General features: G+C 58.1%; 14 protein-coding genes. 3 read left to right on the plus strand and 11 right to left on the minus strand.

Features of this window, described 5'->3' with window-relative positions; translation table 11 throughout:
- Positions 1-98 precede the first annotated feature (98 nt).
- From ACFO5Q_RS16385 to zwf, 4 genes are read right to left on the minus strand one after another with little or no spacing between them, the layout of a single operon-like run.
- Positions 99-725 (minus strand): bifunctional 4-hydroxy-2-oxoglutarate aldolase/2-dehydro-3-deoxy-phosphogluconate aldolase, encoded by a 627-nt coding sequence (locus ACFO5Q_RS16385; RefSeq protein ID WP_068146481.1) that lies wholly within the window; start codon positions 723-725, stop codon positions 99-101.
- Between the two features lie 28 nt (positions 726-753).
- Positions 754-2,553 (minus strand): phosphogluconate dehydratase, encoded by a 1,800-nt coding sequence (edd, locus tag ACFO5Q_RS16390; RefSeq protein WP_068146484.1) that lies wholly within the window; start codon positions 2,551-2,553, stop codon positions 754-756.
- A 39-nt stretch (positions 2,554-2,592) separates the two neighbouring features.
- A complete protein-coding gene (pgl, locus tag ACFO5Q_RS16395; RefSeq protein ID WP_068146487.1) occupies positions 2,593-3,330 on the minus strand; it encodes a 6-phosphogluconolactonase in 738 nt (245 codons plus the stop codon).
- Positions 3,327-4,808, minus strand: coding sequence for a glucose-6-phosphate dehydrogenase (zwf, locus tag ACFO5Q_RS16400; protein ID WP_068146490.1), 1,482 nt, complete (start codon positions 4,806-4,808; stop codon positions 3,327-3,329). Before zwf ends, pgl begins: the two co-directional genes overlap by 4 nt.
- A gap of 195 nt (positions 4,809-5,003) precedes the next feature.
- On the opposite strand from zwf, the gene ACFO5Q_RS16405 reads away from it, so the two are divergent.
- A complete protein-coding gene (locus ACFO5Q_RS16405) occupies positions 5,004-5,738 on the plus strand; it encodes a GntR family transcriptional regulator (protein ID WP_068146494.1) in 735 nt (244 codons plus the stop codon).
- A gap of 24 nt (positions 5,739-5,762) precedes the next feature.
- On the opposite strand, the gene ACFO5Q_RS16410 is transcribed toward ACFO5Q_RS16405, so the two are convergent.
- The 7 genes from ACFO5Q_RS16410 to ACFO5Q_RS16440 all read right to left on the minus strand — a co-directional run bounded on the left by ACFO5Q_RS16410 (position 5,763) and on the right by ACFO5Q_RS16440 (position 15,535).
- On the minus strand, positions 5,763-6,077 hold the full coding sequence (locus ACFO5Q_RS16410; protein ID WP_068146497.1) for a hypothetical protein: 315 nt from the start codon (positions 6,075-6,077) through the stop codon (positions 5,763-5,765).
- 51 nt (positions 6,078-6,128) lie between these two features.
- Positions 6,129-6,467, minus strand: coding sequence for a zinc ribbon domain-containing protein YjdM (locus ACFO5Q_RS16415; RefSeq protein ID WP_068146500.1), 339 nt, complete (start codon positions 6,465-6,467; stop codon positions 6,129-6,131).
- 118 nt (positions 6,468-6,585) lie between these two features.
- Positions 6,586-7,299 carry a SapC family protein gene (locus tag ACFO5Q_RS16420; protein WP_068146503.1) on the minus strand — a complete coding sequence of 238 codons (714 nt, stop codon included), beginning with the start codon at positions 7,297-7,299 and terminating at the stop codon, positions 6,586-6,588.
- A 171-nt stretch (positions 7,300-7,470) separates the two neighbouring features.
- Positions 7,471-10,302 carry a phosphoenolpyruvate carboxylase gene (locus ACFO5Q_RS16425; RefSeq protein WP_068146506.1) on the minus strand — a complete coding sequence of 944 codons (2,832 nt, stop codon included), beginning with the start codon at positions 10,300-10,302 and terminating at the stop codon, positions 7,471-7,473.
- Positions 10,303-10,508: 206 nt separating this feature from the next.
- Positions 10,509-13,556: an efflux RND transporter permease subunit gene (locus ACFO5Q_RS16430; protein ID WP_068146508.1), complete on the minus strand. Its 3,048-nt coding sequence runs from the start codon at positions 13,554-13,556 to the stop codon at positions 10,509-10,511.
- 9 nt (positions 13,557-13,565) lie between these two features.
- On the minus strand, positions 13,566-14,720 hold the full coding sequence (locus ACFO5Q_RS16435; RefSeq protein WP_068146511.1) for an efflux RND transporter periplasmic adaptor subunit: 1,155 nt from the start codon (positions 14,718-14,720) through the stop codon (positions 13,566-13,568).
- Between the two features lie 254 nt (positions 14,721-14,974).
- Positions 14,975-15,535, minus strand: coding sequence for a TetR/AcrR family transcriptional regulator (locus ACFO5Q_RS16440; RefSeq protein ID WP_068146514.1), 561 nt, complete (start codon positions 15,533-15,535; stop codon positions 14,975-14,977).
- Between the two features lie 141 nt (positions 15,536-15,676).
- Between ACFO5Q_RS16440 and ACFO5Q_RS16445 the strand changes: the two genes are divergently transcribed.
- Positions 15,677-17,584, plus strand: coding sequence for an NAD(P)-binding protein (locus ACFO5Q_RS16445; protein ID WP_068146517.1), 1,908 nt, complete (start codon positions 15,677-15,679; stop codon positions 17,582-17,584).
- Complete coding sequence (locus ACFO5Q_RS16450; protein ID WP_068146520.1) at positions 17,581-17,997, plus strand: hypothetical protein; 417 nt, start codon at positions 17,581-17,583, stop codon at positions 17,995-17,997. Before ACFO5Q_RS16445 ends, ACFO5Q_RS16450 begins: the two co-directional genes overlap by 4 nt.

A 17,997-nucleotide genomic window follows, 5' to 3' on the forward strand; every position in this document is an offset into this window, starting at 1 on the left:
CAGTTTGGGAGGGAGCCTAGTGGCCTTTGACCTGATCGGTCAAGAGACCAAAACCAGGGCATTCAACATTCGTTGAACCTAAAAGGGCGTCCTGTGCGCTATCCGGTGATTGCTGCCGCACGCGCCAGTTCACGCACCACGTCCAGATGGATTTTGCCGTCACGCCCGCGCGGGGTTATCCAGCTGCCGCCTACTGTCGCGACGTTTTTCAGCGCGCGATACTCGGGCGCTGTATTTGCGGAAATGCCACCTGTTGGGCAGAAGGTCAGGTCCGGCAGCACGCTGCCCACGGCCTTGAGGAACCCGGGCCCGCCAGAGATGGAGGCCGGGAAAAACTTGAGCGCCAAAAAGCCCCACTCGCGCGCCTGCATGGCTTCACTGAGCGTGGCGATACCGGGCAGGAACGCCCAATCCAGCGCCTTTACGGCACCCGCAAGCTCTTCCGTCAGACCCGGGCTGACACCGAATTCAGCGCCCGCGTCCTTGGCGGCCTTCGCCAACGCTGGCGTGATCACCGTGCCCGCGCCCACGATAGCATCCGTCGGCAGGTCCTTGCGGACAGCCGCGATGGCATCCAGCGCACTCTCATGACGGAGCGTGATTTCCAGCACCTTCAGGCCTTCTTCGAAAATCGCGCGGCAGACATCCACCGCTTCTTCAGCACTTTCGAACGCGAGCACCGGAATGACCGGCGAGGTTTCAAGAACTTTCAAAACATCAGACATGGTATCGACCCCTGAAAACTTACTGGAATTAAATAAACGATCCGCCCAGCCCCGCCGGGCCGACAATGCCGCGCACACCAGCAAACAGGTTGCGGCCGAAAGTATCTGGCACCACGGGGCCAATTGAGGCCTCGCGGGCTTTGAACTCGGCCTCGTCCACCAGCACCAACAATTCACCCGTTGTGGCGTCCACGCGGACGATATCGCCGTCTTTCACACGCGCAATCGGGCCGCCGCTCGCGGCCTCGGGCGTTACGTGGATGGCGGCAGGCACCTTGCCCGATGCGCCGGACATGCGCCCGTCTGTCACCAGCGCCACCTTGAAGCCCTTGTCCTGCAGCACGCCCAAGCTTGGCGTCAGCTTATGCAGCTCCGGCATGCCGTTCGCCTTCGGCCCCTGGAAGCGGATCACCGCGACAAAATCTTTTTCAAGCTCGCCTGCTTTGTAGGCCTTCAGGAGATCATCCTGATCTTCGAACACCACGGCAGGCGCTTCGATCACCTGATGCTGCGGCTTGACCGCAGAGGTTTTCATCACCGCTTCGCCCAGCGTACCGTTGAACACCGTCAGGCCGCCTGTTGGCTGGAACGGATTGTCGATCTTCCGCAGGATCATATCATCGCCCGGCACGTCGGGGGATAGGCGCCAGACTGCCTGACCTTCCACCAGCGCAGGCATCTCGGTGAACGGTTTGAGGCCCTCGCCCATGATGGTGTGAACCTCTTCATTGAGGAGCCCACCCGCCAGCAGTTCCTTGATGACAAAAGGCGTGCCGCCTGCATCCTGGAAGGCATTCACATCTGCCGTGCCGTTCGGGTAAACGCGCGCCAGCAGCGGCACAGCGTCAGAAAGGTCTGAGAAATCCTGCCATGTCACCCGGTAGCCCGCCGCAGCCGCAATGGCGACAATATGCAGCGTGTGGTTGGTGGACCCGCCCGTGGCCAGAAGGCCGACAATGCCGTTCACGATGGCTTCCGCCGTGACCATCTCAGCCATGCCGATGTCATTTTTGGCTTCAGCAAGTTTCACCACCTGCTTCGCCGCAGCCGCGTCTAACTTGCCGCGCAGGCCGTCAGATGGGTTCACAAAGCTGCTGCCCGGCAGCTGGAGGCCCATCATTTCCAGCATCATCTGGTTGGTATTGGCCGTGCCATAGAATGTGCAGGTGCCTGGGCTGTGGTAGGCGCGGCTTTCGCTTTGCAGCAGTTCCTTCTTGCCCACCTCGCCGGTGGCGAACTGCTGCCGCACCTTGGCTTTTTCGCTGTTCGATATCCCGGTCGGCATCGGCCCCGCGGGCACAAACACGAACGGCAAATGGCCAAACGCCAGCGCGCCGATAAGAAGGCCCGGCACGATCTTGTCGCAGATGCCGAACAGCAGGCCGCCGTCGAACACATTGTGGCTCATGGCGATGCCGGTGGCCTGCGCGATCACATCGCGGCTGAAAAGAGACATCTCCATGCCCGGCTGGCCTTGGGTTACCCCGTCGCACATGGCTGGCACACCGCCCGCCATCTGGGCCACGCCGCCCGCGTCCACCACCGCCGCCTTCACTTCATCCAGCTTCTGGTGATAGGGCTGGTGGGCGCTGAGCATATCATTATAGGCGCTGACAATGCCGATATTGACCATGCCGGCCTGCATCAGCTTCTGCTTTTCAGCTTCCGAGCAGGCCGCGATGGCGTGCGCAAGGTTGCCGCAACTGAGGTGCGGGCGCGCTGGCCCCGCATCGCGCATGGCTTTCACGCGCGCTTCATAGGCCGCGCGACTATCTTTTGATCGCGCCTTGATGCGGTTGGTGACTTCAAGAAGCCTTGGATGGGTCATGATACGCTCCCATGCATAAAGTTGGGGCTGCCCGAAACGTCAGGGCGCCCAGTAAACTGTGATAGTGACATGCTCAGCCAGCTTTGCTATCGGCAGGTGGGTATCCACCGCAAGGGCGCGTTCGAGCACCGCCTTTTTCTCATCGCCCGTAATCATCAACACCACATGCGGCGCCTTGGCGATGGCGCTAGCGGAGATGCTCATGCGGTCGACCTCGTCGCCTGTCACATCGCTTCTCTTGGCCCTCAAGGCCACGCAGGTCTTGTCGCCATTGATATCAAGCGCGGCGTCAAGGCCTTCTGCGTCCGGGAAGAAGGAAGCGGTGTGGCCGTCAGAGCCCAACCCCAGCAGTACACTGTCGAACGGCTGCTTTACCTGGGCGTAGCGCGCGTTCACTGCCTCCACCGCTTCGAACGGCGTCGCATGCGGGGTTTTCATGCCGATATACATGGCCTCAGCCGCATGGCCTTTCTGGAGTGCCGCGCGCATGAAGGCTTCATTGGAGCGCGGGTGACCCAAGTCCACCCAGCGTTCATCCACCAGCGCCACCTGGATATTCTCCCAGTCGATTTCGGCCTGGCTCATCGCGTCAAACAGCGGCTTGGGCGTGGACCCGCCGGAAACCGCCCAGCTGGCTGTGCCGCGCTTCCGGATGCCGCGCATCAGCGCCTCGCAGCAGGCTTCCGCCAGTTCATCCACCATCTGCTCGCGCGTCTCAAAACAGCGCCACTTGATCTTATGGGCAGCCTTGTGTGCCTTTGCCATCACCGCGCTCATTTGCCGCTCCGCTTGCCGCTGGTTTCATGGAACCATTCGCGGCGGTCGCGCGTCATGAGGTCATGGGCCTCATATGGGCCCCAAGTGCCTGCCTGATAACTTTCAGGCGGCTCGCTCGAGGTTTCCCAATGGCCGATGATGCGGTCCACCCAGCGCCAGGCGTGCTCAACCTCATCGCGGTGCACAAACAGGCTCTGGTCGCCGCGCACGGCATCCAGGATCAGGCGCAGGTATGGGCCAATCCGCAACGCGTCGTCACCCGCCACATCCAGATTCATCTCTACTTCCTTCAGCTTTTCGTCAGCCGAGGAATGGTTCTTCACCATCATGCGAAGCGCCAGATGGTCTTCCGGCTGCATGCGGATGATGAAGCGGTTCGGGTTAATGTTGGTACCCCAGCCCGGGTGCGGCGAATGCGGGATCTGCTTGAACTGGATCACGATTTCGGCGAAGCGGTCCGGCAGGCGTTTGCCTGTACGCAGGTAAAAGGGCACACCCGCCCAGCGCCAATTTTCAATGTGCGCCTTCAGCGCCACGAAAGTTTCGGTGTTTGACGGGCTGTCGAGCTCAAGGTCATCGGCATAGCCCTTCACTGCTTCCCCAAACATGGCGCCTGCCTGATACTGGCCGCGCACCACATTGCGGTCGATCTCCGCGCCTTCAAGCGGCTTCAAGGACTTCAGCACCTTCAGCTTTTCTTCGCGAATGCTGTCTGCCTCAAGCCGCGCGGGCGGCTCCATCGCGACCAGACACAGAAGCTGAAGCAAGTGGTTCTGCACCATGTCGCGCATCGCCCCGGTGCCTTCATAAAAGCCCTTACGGCCCTGCAGGCCCTGGTTTTCGGCGATGGTGATCTGGATATGGTCGATGGTGCGGCCGCTCCAGAGCTCTTCGAACAGAATGTTGGAAAAGCGGAGCGCCAGCAGGTTCTGCACCGCTTCCTTGCCCAGATAATGATCAATCCGGAAAGTCTGGCTTTCCTTGAAGAAACGCCCCACGTCAGCGTTGATCGCCTGCGCGGTCGCCAGGTCGTGGCCAAGCGGCTTTTCAAGCACCACGCGGGCGCGGTCGTTATTGAGGCCATAGGCGCCCAGAAGCTCACAGGTGCTGGTGAAAAGGCTGGGTGGGATCGCCAGGAAATGCACCAGTGGACGGTTTTCATCATCTGCCGCAAGCGCACCCTTGAGGGCTTCCCAGTCCGCGCCGCCTTCAACAAGGCCGAGCTCGACCACATGTACCATGCCTGCGAAGTCCTTGAGCGACTTGGCGTCCATGTCGCACGCGGGCGGCGTTTCCTTGAACACGTCTTTCAGCCATGGTTCGGTGCTGCCCTCAAGACCCTTCCGGCTGGTCAGGAAGATACGGCTGTCCTTTGAGACTCGCCCTGCCACAAAGCCGGAAAACAAGGCCGGCAACAGCTTCCGCCGCGACAGATCCCCGCCGCCACCAAAAATGACCAAATCGAACACATCTTGCATGGTTTTCTTCCCATAAATTACTTGCCTCGGACCCTACGCCCAATTGACAGCGGTGTCAAATCGAATAGAAAAATGATTGGAGCTATATTTTTAATGTTTATTTTCAGTGTATTATGATAATTAAATGAATTACAGGTATGTAATTGGCATTATATAAAAATACCAATATGAACCATCGCCCAGGAAGGCCCCCACATGCAGCTTTCAGACATCATTGGCCCGCTGGATACCAAAGCGACTGCCCCAAAATACCAGCTGCTGTCGAACGCCATCAGGCAGGCGGTGGAGCGCGGCGCGCTCAAGAGCGGGCAGCCCCTGCCCGCCGAACGCGACATCGCCGAAGACATGGGCGTCTCCCGCGTGACCGTACGAAAGGCGCTCGACAGCCTTGCTCAAGACGGATTTCTGGAGCGTAGGCGCGGCGCGGGCACTTTCGTTTCCGGCCCGGTTTCCCTACCCACTGCCAGGCTGGCATCTTTTTCTGAAACCATGGCCGGTCGTGGCCGGAAGGTGCGGAGCGAGTGGATCGACCGGGCCGAGGGCGTCGCCACGCCGGAAGAATGCATGGGGCTTGGGCTGGCACCCGGTGCGCGAGTGTATCGGCTGACCCGCATCCGCTATGCAGACGACAGCCCCATGGCACTTGAGACTGCCACGGTGCCCGCTTTTGCCCTTGCGGGCGCAGGGCCCGTGGCCGGGTCGCTCTATCAGGCGCTTGAGGAAACTGGCCACCGCCCTGTGCGGGCGCTTGAACGTCTTCGCGCCGTCAACCTGAACGCAGAGCAGGCCGCGCGACTGGGTGTGCCTGTTGGCGACGCCGGCCTGTTGGCTGAGCGCCGCGGCTTTCTGGCAAACGGAAAGACCGTGGAGATGACCCGGTCATACTATCGCGGCGACGCCTATGATTTCATCGCTGAACTGAAGACGTGAGGGTTCAAAAGACGCCAGTGTAAGCTATTTTGCAGCCTTCCCCATCCGCCGGACCAGGAAACCAGTTGCCAAAAGAACAACAGCAGACAAGAAAATCGCTACCTGCCCGACAAAAATAGGTCCCACAATAAATGGCAACGCGCCACAGATCATCAGACCAGACAACCAGTCATATCCACTGGGGGACTGACCTTTTTCGCGATCAGTCAAAACCATACAAGCGGTGTGGGCCAGCACCAAAGCTATGGATGCCCCAATCCAAGCTGCGTCACGTATGAAATAGGCATAGAAATAGACATAAAGCCCTATCGTACCCACCAATGTTTCCAACCACCCCATAGCAATCTCCTAAACTACCATCTGGGGCTTGGGGGCCAGCCTGCAAGGTCTTTAAGTCTTCTTCACGAACTGGGACTTCAGCCCCATCTGGCCGATGCCGGGGATTTTGCAGTCGATGTCATGATCGCCGTCCACCAGGCGGATGCCCTTGACCTTGGTGCCCACTTTCACAACGGAAGACGAGCCCTTTACTTTCAGATCCTTGATCACCGTCACGTCGTCACCGTCCTGAAGGATGTTGCCCACGCTGTCACGCACTGCTGCGGCCTGAGCGGCTTCCGCATCCGCGCCCGGCGACCATTCGTGTGCGCATTCAGGGCATATCAGCAGCGCGCCGTCCTCATAGGCATAGGGGCTGCTGCATTTCGGGCAGGGTGGCAATTCGCTCATGGTGGTAATCCTTAAACTAGAAAGGCCTTTCTATAAGCCCCTGAACTGGAAACCCCAAGAAAAAAGGCCGCCTCACACGAGGCAGCCTTTTCCTGAGCTTCAAATCGCGTCAGCAGGCTTATGCTGCGGCTTCGCCCTGCTCGCTCTTGAGCTTGCCGAGGCGACGGATCTGACTGATGGAGTTCAGGTGCGCATAAATCACGGCCAGGACGCCACGCTTCCTGAGATCGAGGAACTTCTCGTCATCAAGCTCGTTCAGCTTCTGCTCGTCCACCAGATAGAGACCGTTGAGGTTGATTTTCTGGTCACCTACTTCAACCGTCAGGTTCCGCTCAACCAGCAGATCAAGCTCGGACAAAAGCTGCACAAAACCCTGGGTGACCTGGCTGTGCTCGAAATAGGCTGTGATGGCGTTCTTGCGATTTGCGAGATATTCGGATTCCGCACCGTCCTGGAAAAGTGCCATGCCTTCGTCTGTGCCAACCTGCTTGGCATCGGTATCAAGCGCGAGAACGAGCTGTTGCTGGTCCTGATCGGCTGGCATCAGGCGGAACGGGAAGGTCGCAATAATGCCCGGGATATACATGCCCTGCCATTTGCCGTCTTTCACCAGCAGGTTTTCGCCCGGCTGCAGGCCCAGCATGGCCACAGGCTGGAACTGGCCGGTTTCGGCATGCTTAACGAAAACAACAGGGACATCGCTCGCCACCTGCGTAAATTCGTGCGCTACAATCGGCACAACATGCTGGTTGGAAACATGGTCGAAGCCGACGTTGTCGTTGACTTTGAGGTCAGCGTGTTGCTCAACACTCAGGGCTACAAGATTGGTCACGTGTTACGCTCCACAATTAAATGCAATTAAACGATTCGGCCCCTTATATCGCATTTGCGGAAAAAGGGGAGAAAGACTCCCCTTTTTTGTGATTTTTTCCTCTGACCAGTGCCTTAACGGCACCAACACACCATCTTGATACACGCCGACAGTGTCAACCAGCACCTGGCCTTAGCCGAACGCGCCCGCCTTTAAGGCAATCAGGCCGCTGATTTCCAGCACCTGGGCATAGGCCTGCTCGATCTTGTCGAAGATATTGCGGTGCGCGTCCTCATAGCCTGACGAGGCGCTGCCTTCATAGGTGGTCTCTTCGCCGAACTGCTCATCGTCGTTCCGGACCGGCGATTCCGGGAAGATTTTCCTCAGCTGCGTGACTGTATCGTCCACCTCAAGGTGCAACAGTTCCACCAGCACATCTTCAAGCGACACATCGAAGCGGCTGCTGAAGCGCGGGATTTCCATGGCCTTGAGGAAGATATACTGGATGAGCCCGATCCTGATCTGGTGCAACTCGAACAGTTCCGCGTCCGGCGAGGCGCTATCAAACGCGGCCATCACGCCTTCGTCCTGCACGCAGTCCGTGAGCGTGCCGGCATCACGCCTGAGCTTGCGGATACAGGCGTCAACGCTGTCGCTTTCGAACAGCCCTTCCAGAAGGCGGGACAGGCGGCGAAGCTGCTCGCGCCTGCCCACATCCGCCACTTCATCAGCGCGGTCAAGCCAATAGCCAGGGCTGAGGAGCTTGGCATAAGCCTCGATCACCCCAACATCTGACCGCGCGAGCGCGTTCACAGCCAGGCTTGTAACCATCTTGAGGCGGTCGGATTTGTTGTAGATTGCCTCAAACAGGTCAGGCGAGCGCGCGATAGCCGTGCCGAAACCGCCACAGCTGTTGGCCAGATATCCCAGTTGCTGCAGAACCGCATTGTTCGGAATGGCCCTGATCTGGCTGATGCGCTCAAGCCGCTGGTGCACCGCCCCGCCGCCTTGCCGCCTCAAGGACCGCGACCCGGTCGGGAACAACAGGCTTCGGCCGATGCTGTCGATCAGGCGCACATAGCCTTTATGGTCCGTCAGATGGTTTTGGTATTCCACCAGCGTCAGGAAGAAATCTAGCGCCCAGCCCTTTTCTTCATAAAGCTTGTCATCGCTGGCGTCATAATCCGCGAAGCGTACTTCAAGGAAATCGGTGAAGGAGGCCAGCGCCGTGTCTTCGGCCAGGAACCACAGATAGCCCTCCCCGCCCTGGAAGCTGACTTCATGCTTTTCAGGACGGTTCAGCGTAGCCAGCTGTTCGCGCACCCGTGGCGGGTGGGTATAAAGGAAGCGCTTCTTCAGGCTTTCAGGGTATGCCCCCCGGCCCACGCTTTCGCCGTGGGTATCGAAAAACAGAAGCTGCACGTCCTCAAGGCCGCGCGCCTTCCAAAGCCGGATCAGGCGAAGCTTGAAACGCTCAATCGCCAGCGTCGCGGCAGGCTGGCCGATATAACGGCCACTATCCGAGAAACCAAGCTGCAGGCAGAAGCGTCCCTGCCGGCGGATATAGGCCAGGAAATGCGGGTTATCAACCAGTTCCGCGATCACCCGGTCGCCGCGCTCCAGCCCCACGGCAGTTTCAAACAGCGGGCTGATTTCCACATGGTCTTCCACGCCAAACAGTTTGGCATAGTAAAGCGCCGTCAACAGCGTGAACGGCGTGTCCGATTCCGCCACCAGCATGCGAATGGGGGTGGTGGCATCAAAGTGCTTCTGGAACTGGGCCGCCAGCATGAACACGCGCCGCGCTGTGGTCTGCTCGCGCGACAGCGTCCCATAGTGGATAGTCTTGGTTTCCACCTTGTCGAGCTTGTCGGAAATCGCGGCCAGGAAATGGCGGCGCATGGCCGACTGGTCAGGCGATTTTGTCAGCTGGATTTCGGCCGAGATGGCGTTATGGAGCTGCGCCGCGTTCAGGCGGAAATGAATGTGCGACAGGCCCATGCCGATCGCGCGCCATTCGCTATAAAGCGTTGCGGCACCGCACCAGGCATCGTCCGCCAGATCAAGCGCCAGAAGGGCTTCGAACGCCTCGCCGATACGCGCCACAGCCGCTTCCTTGCGGGAGTGATTTTCAACCGCCAACTGGTTCAGCTTGCCCAGGCCCTTGCTGCTGCCCTCGGGATTGCTTTGGTGTTCCTCCAGCGTGCGGGCGCCCAGTTCAAAACAGGCGCGCAAGTCTTCAAAACCGGCACGGATGGTTGTCCAATGTTCGACCGCCCCACCCTCAAAGCTTACCCCACTAGTTTGCCCAAGGCAGGCATCAAGCCCGGCCAGCGCCGAGCGGTAGCGGAACAACAGCCCCAGTGACCAGTCAATGTCGGTGCGACCATCAAGGTCAAACCCCACCCAACTGGCGATAGTGGCAAGGCGCGGGCGCAAGCTCCGGTACTCGCCCGGGTAAAGCTTGGCCGCTTCAGTGAAAATAACGCGGTACAGCGTGCGCACAGACCGGCGCATGTTGCCAACCGCAAGGCCCGCATAATCCAGCTCCTGATGCAGCGTCGGTGATTTGGTCGGATGCACAATGCCAACATCCATATTGGCCGTGGCAGTTTTCACGGCCTGTTCGCCGTCCGCCACCGCGCCCATATAGGCCTTGGCATAGGTCCAGGCGGTATCTGAAAGGGAGAAGGTCGGGTGCGCAGTCACGACAAAGCCTGCCACCTCGTCTTCCACCAGCGCGCGAAACTCGCTGAACGGTTTTCGGCTACCGTCAGCGTTCGTTGCGATTTTCTCCACGAGTGCCGCCAGCCGCGCCAGATTGTCTTTCCTGGGCACCGCTGACCACTGGCGGGCGAGCCCCGCAAGCCGACCGTCCAGGCAGCGCTTGCCGCGCGCCGACAGGTCTGCGGATAGGTCTTCCAGTGTCTGCTGTCCTTCAAGCAAGGAACCGGCAATTTCGAACGCCGCAGAAAGGTGTTCCCGTCTTGCTTCGCCCTTACCCTTGGATGGATGATCAAACATGCTGAAATCCTCGTTTTTGAATTTTTGACACCGCTGTCAATTGCCGCCTTTGTAACAGAATTGGCCGGAAAGTCACGCCACAAAGTGTCCGAAACAGAACCCGTTTAGCAAACTTTATTACAAGCCGTTGTTCCGCAGTACGAATTCAGGTCGGGCTCAACGCCTCTGCCTGCCGACCAGAACCAGCCGGGCGGCAGGCGCTCTCCCTACTCCTCTTTGTGGAACAGGAGGAAATAGGCTGCGGGCACAAAGAAGAGCGTCAGCACAGACGCGAACGCCAACCCGAACATCATCACAGCTGCCAGCGGTTCCCACAGCGGCCCACCGAACAGGTAAAGCGGCACAAGGCCGATCACCGTTGTGATGGACGTCAGCAGAATGGGCCTCAGCCGCATGCCGGACGCCTTGATGATGGCGTCCATCAGGCCCTTGTCCGCGCGTTCGATATCAATCTGGTCCACCAGCACAATCGAGTTGTTGATCACGATCCCCGCGAGGCTGATGAGCCCCAGCATGGCGAAGAAGGAAATCGGCTGGCCCAGGACCAGAAGCCCGATGGGCACGCCCACCAGCACCAGTGGCACGCTCATGAAAATGATGGCGGTGCGGCGCACGCTGTTGAACTGGAACATCACGGCCAGCACCATCAGAAGACCGGCGTATGGCAGGCCCGCGCCAAGGTCGCCGTATATTTCCTGGCTTTCCTCAATCTCGCCGCCGACCTTCATTTTATAGTCGCCGCTGATGCCCAGCTTGGCGATATCGTCCTTCACATAGTCATACAGATGACCAGCGGTGAACTGGGCGCTTTTGCCGGTCACGGTGATGGTGCGCTCCTGATCCTTGCGCCATGTCTGGCTGTATTCCAGCGTGGGGCGAAGGACCGCCGTCTGCTCCAGCGGCACCACATTGCCGCCTGCCGGCAGGATGATGTTCAACAGGTCTTCAAGGCTGTCGCGGTCTTCCTTCAAGGCGCGCAGCATGATCGGGATCGTGCTGTCCTCATCGCGGAAGGTGGAGACTTCAAAGCCGTCAAAATAGGCATTGAGGTTCTGGGCCAGCGTCTGGGACGACATGCCTAGGCGGCGCGCCTTGTCCTGGTCCACATCGATGACCATTTTTACCAGCTTTTCGCCCCAGTCGGTCTCATTCTGCATGATGCCGGGCACGCGGGCGAAAATCTCCTCAACGCTGCGCCCAAGCCCCAAGAGCCTCTCATGGTCAGGGCCGGAAATTTCAATATCCACAAGGCCGCTTTCGCTGGCGCCCATCGCAAGCCGCTTGATGGTAAAGCGCGCGTCCGGGACATTTTCAAAGAAATAGCGCTTGGCCCTTTCGGCGAATTTGATCGACTGATCCGGCGTATGCGCATTGACCAGGATGAAAGCTTTTGAAGGCGACGGATTGATCGGGTTCAGGCTCAGGTAAAAGCGCGGGCCACCTTCGCCAATATAGGCGATCTGGTCTTTCACTTCCGGGTTGACGCTTTCGTCCGCGATCCAGTCGGTCACTTCAAGCGCGATATGCTCCGTGGCATCGAAATGCGCACTTTTCGGCATATCCAGATAGATCAGCACCTCAGACCGGTCGCTTTCCGGGAACATCTCATTCGGCAGCGTGGCAAAGAGCTGCATCATGACAAAGACAAGGCCGTACACACCAATCATCACCAGCGCCGACCCCCTGAGCACAGGCCCTAAAAGCTTTTCATAGAAGCGCGCATAGCCGGGAATGACTTCATCGACCTCAATAGGTTCGCCTTCCGGGCCTTCGGTGCGTTTCTTCAGGAACTTGGCGGAAATGAGCGGCAGGAAATACATGGCCGAAATCCAGGAACCAATCAGCGTCAGCGCCAGCACAGCACCGAGCGAAAAGGCATATTCACCCTTGGCCCCGTCGATCAGGAAGAAAGGCGTGAAGGCGAAAATGGTGGTCAGCGACGAGACCATCAGCGGCACGGCATATTGCTTGCCCGCCTCAAGTGCGGCATCGCGGCGCCGGGCGCCCGCGTCCACGCGGGTCAGGATGTCTTCCACAATCACCACGCCGTTATCCACCAGAAGACCGAGCGAGATGATCACCGCCGCGATCGACACTTGCTCGAGCGAGATATCCAGAACGCTCATGCCCAGAAGCGCGAACATGACCGCAAACGGCACGATGGAGGCGATCACCATGCCGGACCGGAACCCCAGGAACAGCAGCACCACCAGAAGCACAACGGCGAAGGTTTGCCCCACGTTCGAAAGCGCGCCTGCGACCGTTTTTTCCACCTCTTCCGGCTGGTAGGTGGCAAAGTTCAGCTCATAGCCGATGGGCAGGCTGTCCTCAAACGCCTGCACGGTTTCCTGCAGCCGCTCGCCCACATCGCCGATGTCATAGCCGGGCTGCATCTGCACGCTCACAACAAGCGCCGGGCGGCCATTATAGTAGGTCTTGCTGCTGGCCGGGCTTTCATACCCGCGCCGGACCTTCACCATGTCTTTGAGGCGCACAAAATCTTCCGACCCCTGCGCGCGGGTCAACATATTCTCAATCTCTTCAACGCTTTTGAAATCGCCCGTGGCTTCAAGAAGGATCGACGAGCCTTCGGCGTTGATCTCACCCGCCGGCAGCACCACATTCTGGTTCTGAAGGTCATCAATCAGCACGTTGATCTGGCCGCCGATGGCGCGCAGGCGGCGGCTGTCCAGCTCCAACCAGATGCGCTCTTCCTGGACCCCAAAAAGCTCCGCCTTCGAAATGCCGTCCACGGTATAGAGCCGCCGCTGCAGTTCCTTGGCGCTTTCTTCCATCTCGCGGTAGCTGAAGCCTTCCGCCGTCATGGCGATGGAGGCGATCGATACTTCGCCGAATTCCGTATTCACGAATGGGCCATAGGCGCCTTCGGGCAGATCACGGCTGACATCTTCCATCTTGTCGCGGAGCGACTGCCAGATGGGTTCAAGGTTGGTGACCTCATCCTTCAGGTCCACATAGGTGCGCATGCGCCCGGTTGTCAGCACCGTGCGGATTTCGTCCACCTCCGCGATTTCACGGATTTTGCGCTCCACCTTTTCGGCGATCAGGTTTTCAACGCGGATGGGTGACATGCCGGGATAAAGCGCCTCAACGATCGCAGTGCGGATGGTAATTTCCGGCGCTTCCCGCTTGGAAAAATCCACATAAAGGAGGATGCCGGAAGCCACCAGCGCCAGCATCAGAAGGGCGGTGAAGCGGCTTCGGGTCAGGCCGAATTTGGTCAGGAATGACATGGCCGCCCCCTAGTTTTTGTGATTTTCAAGAAGCCGGACTTTCTGCCCGTCATGCAAATAGGAAACGCCAGCCGCTGCGATGATATCACCCGCCTCAAGCCCATCGATCACGATGATCATATTCTCGCGCACGCCGGCTGTCTGAACCCGGCGGGTATGCACGGTGGAGGTTTCGCTGTCAAACACGAACACCTGGGCAAAGCCGCCCCGGTGATCCTGGATCGATTCCCCGCGCTTGAGCGTCTCAGACCCTTCAAGCACGAAACAGTGGACCGGCACCAGGAAGCCTTCTTCTCCGATCAACAGGCTGATATCCAGCGCCACCTCCGCCGCCATACCAGCCTTCAGGCCCGGATGGCTCTCCTCAAGCTGCACAACAGCCGGGAAGGCAGACACCTGCCCCGCGCGGGAGCCCAGTTCCTTGATCCGCCCCTTTAGAAAGGTATCGGGGATATCGGTGATTTCCACCGTCGCTTCGTCGCCGGTATGCAGCGCATTGATCACGGTGGCAGGCACGCTGAACTCAACCTCAAACGCATTTTCGCTATAGAGCGACAGCACGGTCTGGCCCGGCGAGATATTGGAATAGGATTTGGCATCCACGCTGGAGATCACGCCGTCAAACGGCGCTTTCAACACCGCCTTATCGAGCCGTTCCTGGCTGATGGCATATTGCTGGCGCGACTGTTCGGCCTGGGCCTCCGCGCTCTTGAGGTTGGTCTCCGACGAATCATACGCCGCCTTGGTCACATTGCCGCTTTTAAGGAGCTCTTCCTTGCGGGAAAAATCCGTGCGGGCGTTCTTGAGCGATGCTTCGGCTTGCTCCAGCGCGGCGCGCGATTGCTGCAACTCATACTGCAGCGTTGTTGGGTCAAGCTTCAATAGCGTGTCACCAGCCTTCGCCTGCTGCCCCACCTCCAGCGTCACTTCCGTGAGCTGGCCGGAGATTTCAAACGACAGTGGCGTCTCGTCTGCGGGCTGCACCACGGATGGGTAGCGACGGGTCATGGTGGCCGCGCTTTCCGTTACCTCGAAAACCTTCAGGCCGCGTACCGGCGGATCGCGTTCTTCCGTCGCAGCGTCACCGCAGGACACGAGAAGAAGCGAGGCGGCAACAAGGCCAGCAAGGGAAGCGGGGCGGTTCAGGGCAGCGCGGATAAGCATGGGCCGGACCTTCTTTAAAGCGTGAATCCAACGGCAGGCGACATCATAGCACACCCGCATGACAGCTCTCATATAATTACTGGACCCACAAGTCCAGTAATTGATTCAATTAATTTCCCGGGGAACGCACGCACTAGACACAGGGGCCGGAAACCCAAGCGCCGGAAACCACAACCAACCATGAAGGGGCCTACCGATCAAGAATGAAAACCTGCGGCAGCTGCAGGGACACGGGCACTGACCAAGCTGCCTTGTCAGTTTCCCAGAAGCACCAATTCCAGCCTTTGACGGAAAACATCAATCGACAGCGCGGGCTGTATAAGAACTTCGAGCTCCAGCCCGCGAATGAGGCTGATCACAACCCTTGCCGTCAAGTTAGGCTTTGCATATCCTAAACGCTCGAGTGCTTGCGCGAGCTGAGCCTGGGCCTTGAATTCCCAATCAGAAAACAGCCTTGCCAGTTCTCTGTCCTTACGGGCGTATAATATCAGCTCATATTCGGCTGGGATGCAAATGGGGTCGTCCATGTCACGCTGAACAATTTCAAGCAGCAGGTCGATCAGGTCTTGCCGCGTATTCACCCCTTCAATTCGATGAGAAAAGTCCGGGTGAAGCTCTTCAACTTCGCCCAGATGATATTTGAAGGCTTCCTGTATCAATGCCTCACGCGTTTTGAAGTGATAGCTTGCAACACCGTTGGAAACACCCGCTTCCCGCGCAACACATCGATGGGTGACTGCATCTACGCCACTGCGGGCGATCACCTTTAGCGCAGCTTCCAAAACCTTGACCCGAGTGGACGCACTTTCACCCATAAATCACCTTAACGCTCTGAATAACAGAGCCTGCATTTAGCACATAAGGGCACAGCCATCATAGAACAAAATATCTAATTTTCTTTGACATATGTCCAATTTATGTGTTTTCTGCGTCTAGCACCATCAAGGAGAAGACTTTTGAAAAAGCCCATAAGCAGGCGGGATTTCATGGGAGGTGTTGCAGTATCGGCTGTGGGGCTTGGCGTTATGGCTTCCCCTGCGTCCGCCGCTTTCTCAGCCAGCTCAAGGCCGGAATCCCCACCCCAAAAAGCCTATCCGCCAACAAAAACAGGCATGCGCGGCAATCATGCCGGCTCATTTGAAGTTGCCCACCAATTGGCCTGGGACGGGGAAAAACCAGCCAGCTACAAATATGTCGACGATGTCTATGACCTGATTGTGGTCGGTGGCGGCATCAGCGGTCTGGCAGCAGCATACCTGTTCGACAAACATTCGGCCGGCAACCAAAGAATGCTAATCCTGGACAACCACGACGATTTCGGCGGGCACGCTAAACGCAACGAGTTTCACTATAAGGGTAAAACCTATCTGGGATTTGGCGGCGCCATCAACCTTGAACGTCCATCCGAATATAGCGAAACGACGGTTCGGTTGCTTGAAGAGATCGGCGTCGACTTCAGCGCCCTCGCAGATTCGGTACAGGGAAACTATCTTCTGGCTGGCGCGGGAGACAAGACGGCTGGGCTGTATCTACCGCACGACCAATATGACCACGCGTGCATTGTCCCAACCAAATTCATTCATGATTTTTCCGGCACAGGAGACTATCAGTCATTCGTTGAGGCTCTCCCCCTGACACAAGAGGAAAAAGCCGTCCTGGTATCCTTCATCGGTGGAGAAAGGGACTTCCTGGAAGGGATGTCACCAGGCCAAAAATATGACTATCTCAGCTCCACGCCCTACCGAGATTTTCTGGAACAGAAAGTTGGATTGTCGCGCCGGTGCACAGCCTTGTTCGAGCCTGCGATAAAAGTAAATGAAGGGCTGGGCATAGACAGTGTGTCGGTTATCGCGGCCTGGGCGCAGGGTGCGCCCGGCCTTGCTGCCGTGGGCACCCTTGGTCGCTGGGCTAACGACCTGTTTCTGAGCAGCGCGGACTATAAGGCCAATGTATTCGCCGATGGCAACAGCAGCATCGCGCGTCTGTTGGTGGCTGCGCTCATTCCTGGCGTTGCAGGCGCGCTGTCGACCGGTTCAGTAACCTCAGCACGCTTTCATTACGACCGACTGGACAGACCAGAGAATACTGCACGCATCCGCCTGAACAGCACGGCCGTTGGCGCACGCAACACCGACAGCGGCATTGAAATAGACTATGTGCAAGATGGCCTGGCACGCAGGGTCAAAGGCAAACGGTGCATCCTGGCCTGCAACAATGAAATCATTGCCCATATGTGCGATGAGCTTCCGCCACACCAGAAAGAGGCGCTGTTGTTTCCCGAAAAGACCCCTCTGGTCTGGGCCAATGTCCTGCTCAGAACCGGTGAGGCTTTCTATCAGGGCGGTTCAGAAACCTACCTGTGTCCCGGAAGTTTCTTTTCTCTGGTGTGCTGTGCACCGCCTGTGGCCATGCCTGATTTTGTCGTCTCAAGAAATCCTGCCGACCCAATGGTGGTCTTCATGGCTCATGCTGCAGCGCCCGAGAACGACGGCGACCAGAGCGCACGGGATCTGTTCCGCACTGGCCGACACGGCATCTATGCAGCCTCGTTTGATGACTACGAACAACAGATCAGGGAGCAACTGGATGGCATGTTCGCACGCTTTGGATTTGATAACAGCAAGGACATAGAAGCCATCACCGTAAATCGGTGGCCCCACGGCTATGCATATACTTATCGCGATCTCTACGACCCTGCATGGCCCAAGGGTGAAGCCCCGCATGAAATCGGCCGTAAACGGTTTGGCCGAATCTCTATCGCCAACTCAGATTCAGAAGTAACGCCCTATATCAACGGGGCGATCGATGCAGCATGGCGGGCTGTAAAAGAACAGCTTTTTTTGATCGGAAGGGAGGGAGCATGAAAGGCTTCTTTACCAGTGCAATCCTCATTGGCTGGCCGTTAGCCAACGTCCTTTATTTCGTCAATCTTGGGCTGGAAGCAGCCGCAATCAGCCCCGAACAGGCTATTGGCGCAGGCGTCGCCCCGGCGGTTTATTCAGGCCTCATTTATACAAAGGCGTCCATGGCGTTTTGCTGGGCGGTTATTGGATGGAGCGCCTGGAAGGGCAATAAGTTGAGCTGCCTATCCAGCAGCTGGCTGTTTGTCGGACTTTTCACATCTGACTTTGCAATATCACACAGGATGGCGATCGAAGCCAACGACCCACTTTTCCTCCCCGTTGCCGTCTCTTTGGCCATCCTTGATACGTGGTACCTGATATGGGCAGTGCGAAACAGCTATCCAAAAGGGCCAATGACCTGGCGCGAAAGCTAG

Source organism: Kordiimonas lipolytica (genome assembly GCF_042651265.1).
GTDB classification, from domain to species: domain Bacteria; phylum Pseudomonadota; class Alphaproteobacteria; order Sphingomonadales; family Kordiimonadaceae; genus Kordiimonas; species Kordiimonas lipolytica.

What these genes read in the sequence shown, in the direction of transcription:
- ACFO5Q_RS16415 (WP_068146500.1), bottom strand. Translation starts at nt 6,467, where the DNA reads ATGAGCGAATTGCCACCCTGCCCGAAATGCAGCAGCCCCTATGCCTAT.
- ACFO5Q_RS16410 (WP_068146497.1), bottom strand. Translation starts at nt 6,077, where the DNA reads ATGGGGTGGTTGGAAACATTGGTGGGTACGATAGGGCTTTATGTCTAT.
- ACFO5Q_RS16430 (WP_068146508.1), bottom strand. Translation starts at nt 13,556, where the DNA reads ATGTCATTCCTGACCAAATTCGGCCTGACCCGAAGCCGCTTCACCGCC.
- zwf (WP_068146490.1), bottom strand. Translation starts at nt 4,808, where the DNA reads ATGCAAGATGTGTTCGATTTGGTCATTTTTGGTGGCGGCGGGGATCTG.
- ACFO5Q_RS16425 (WP_068146506.1), bottom strand. Translation starts at nt 10,302, where the DNA reads ATGTTTGATCATCCATCCAAGGGTAAGGGCGAAGCAAGACGGGAACAC.
- pgl (WP_068146487.1), bottom strand. Translation starts at nt 3,330, where the DNA reads ATGAGCGCGGTGATGGCAAAGGCACACAAGGCTGCCCATAAGATCAAG.
- ACFO5Q_RS16450 (WP_068146520.1), top strand. Translation starts at nt 17,581, where the DNA reads ATGAAAGGCTTCTTTACCAGTGCAATCCTCATTGGCTGGCCGTTAGCC.
- ACFO5Q_RS16435 (WP_068146511.1), bottom strand. Translation starts at nt 14,720, where the DNA reads ATGCTTATCCGCGCTGCCCTGAACCGCCCCGCTTCCCTTGCTGGCCTT.
- ACFO5Q_RS16440 (WP_068146514.1), bottom strand. Translation starts at nt 15,535, where the DNA reads ATGGGTGAAAGTGCGTCCACTCGGGTCAAGGTTTTGGAAGCTGCGCTA.
- edd (WP_068146484.1), bottom strand. Translation starts at nt 2,553, where the DNA reads ATGACCCATCCAAGGCTTCTTGAAGTCACCAACCGCATCAAGGCGCGA.
- ACFO5Q_RS16405 (WP_068146494.1), top strand. Translation starts at nt 5,004, where the DNA reads ATGCAGCTTTCAGACATCATTGGCCCGCTGGATACCAAAGCGACTGCC.
- ACFO5Q_RS16385 (WP_068146481.1), bottom strand. Translation starts at nt 725, where the DNA reads ATGTCTGATGTTTTGAAAGTTCTTGAAACCTCGCCGGTCATTCCGGTG.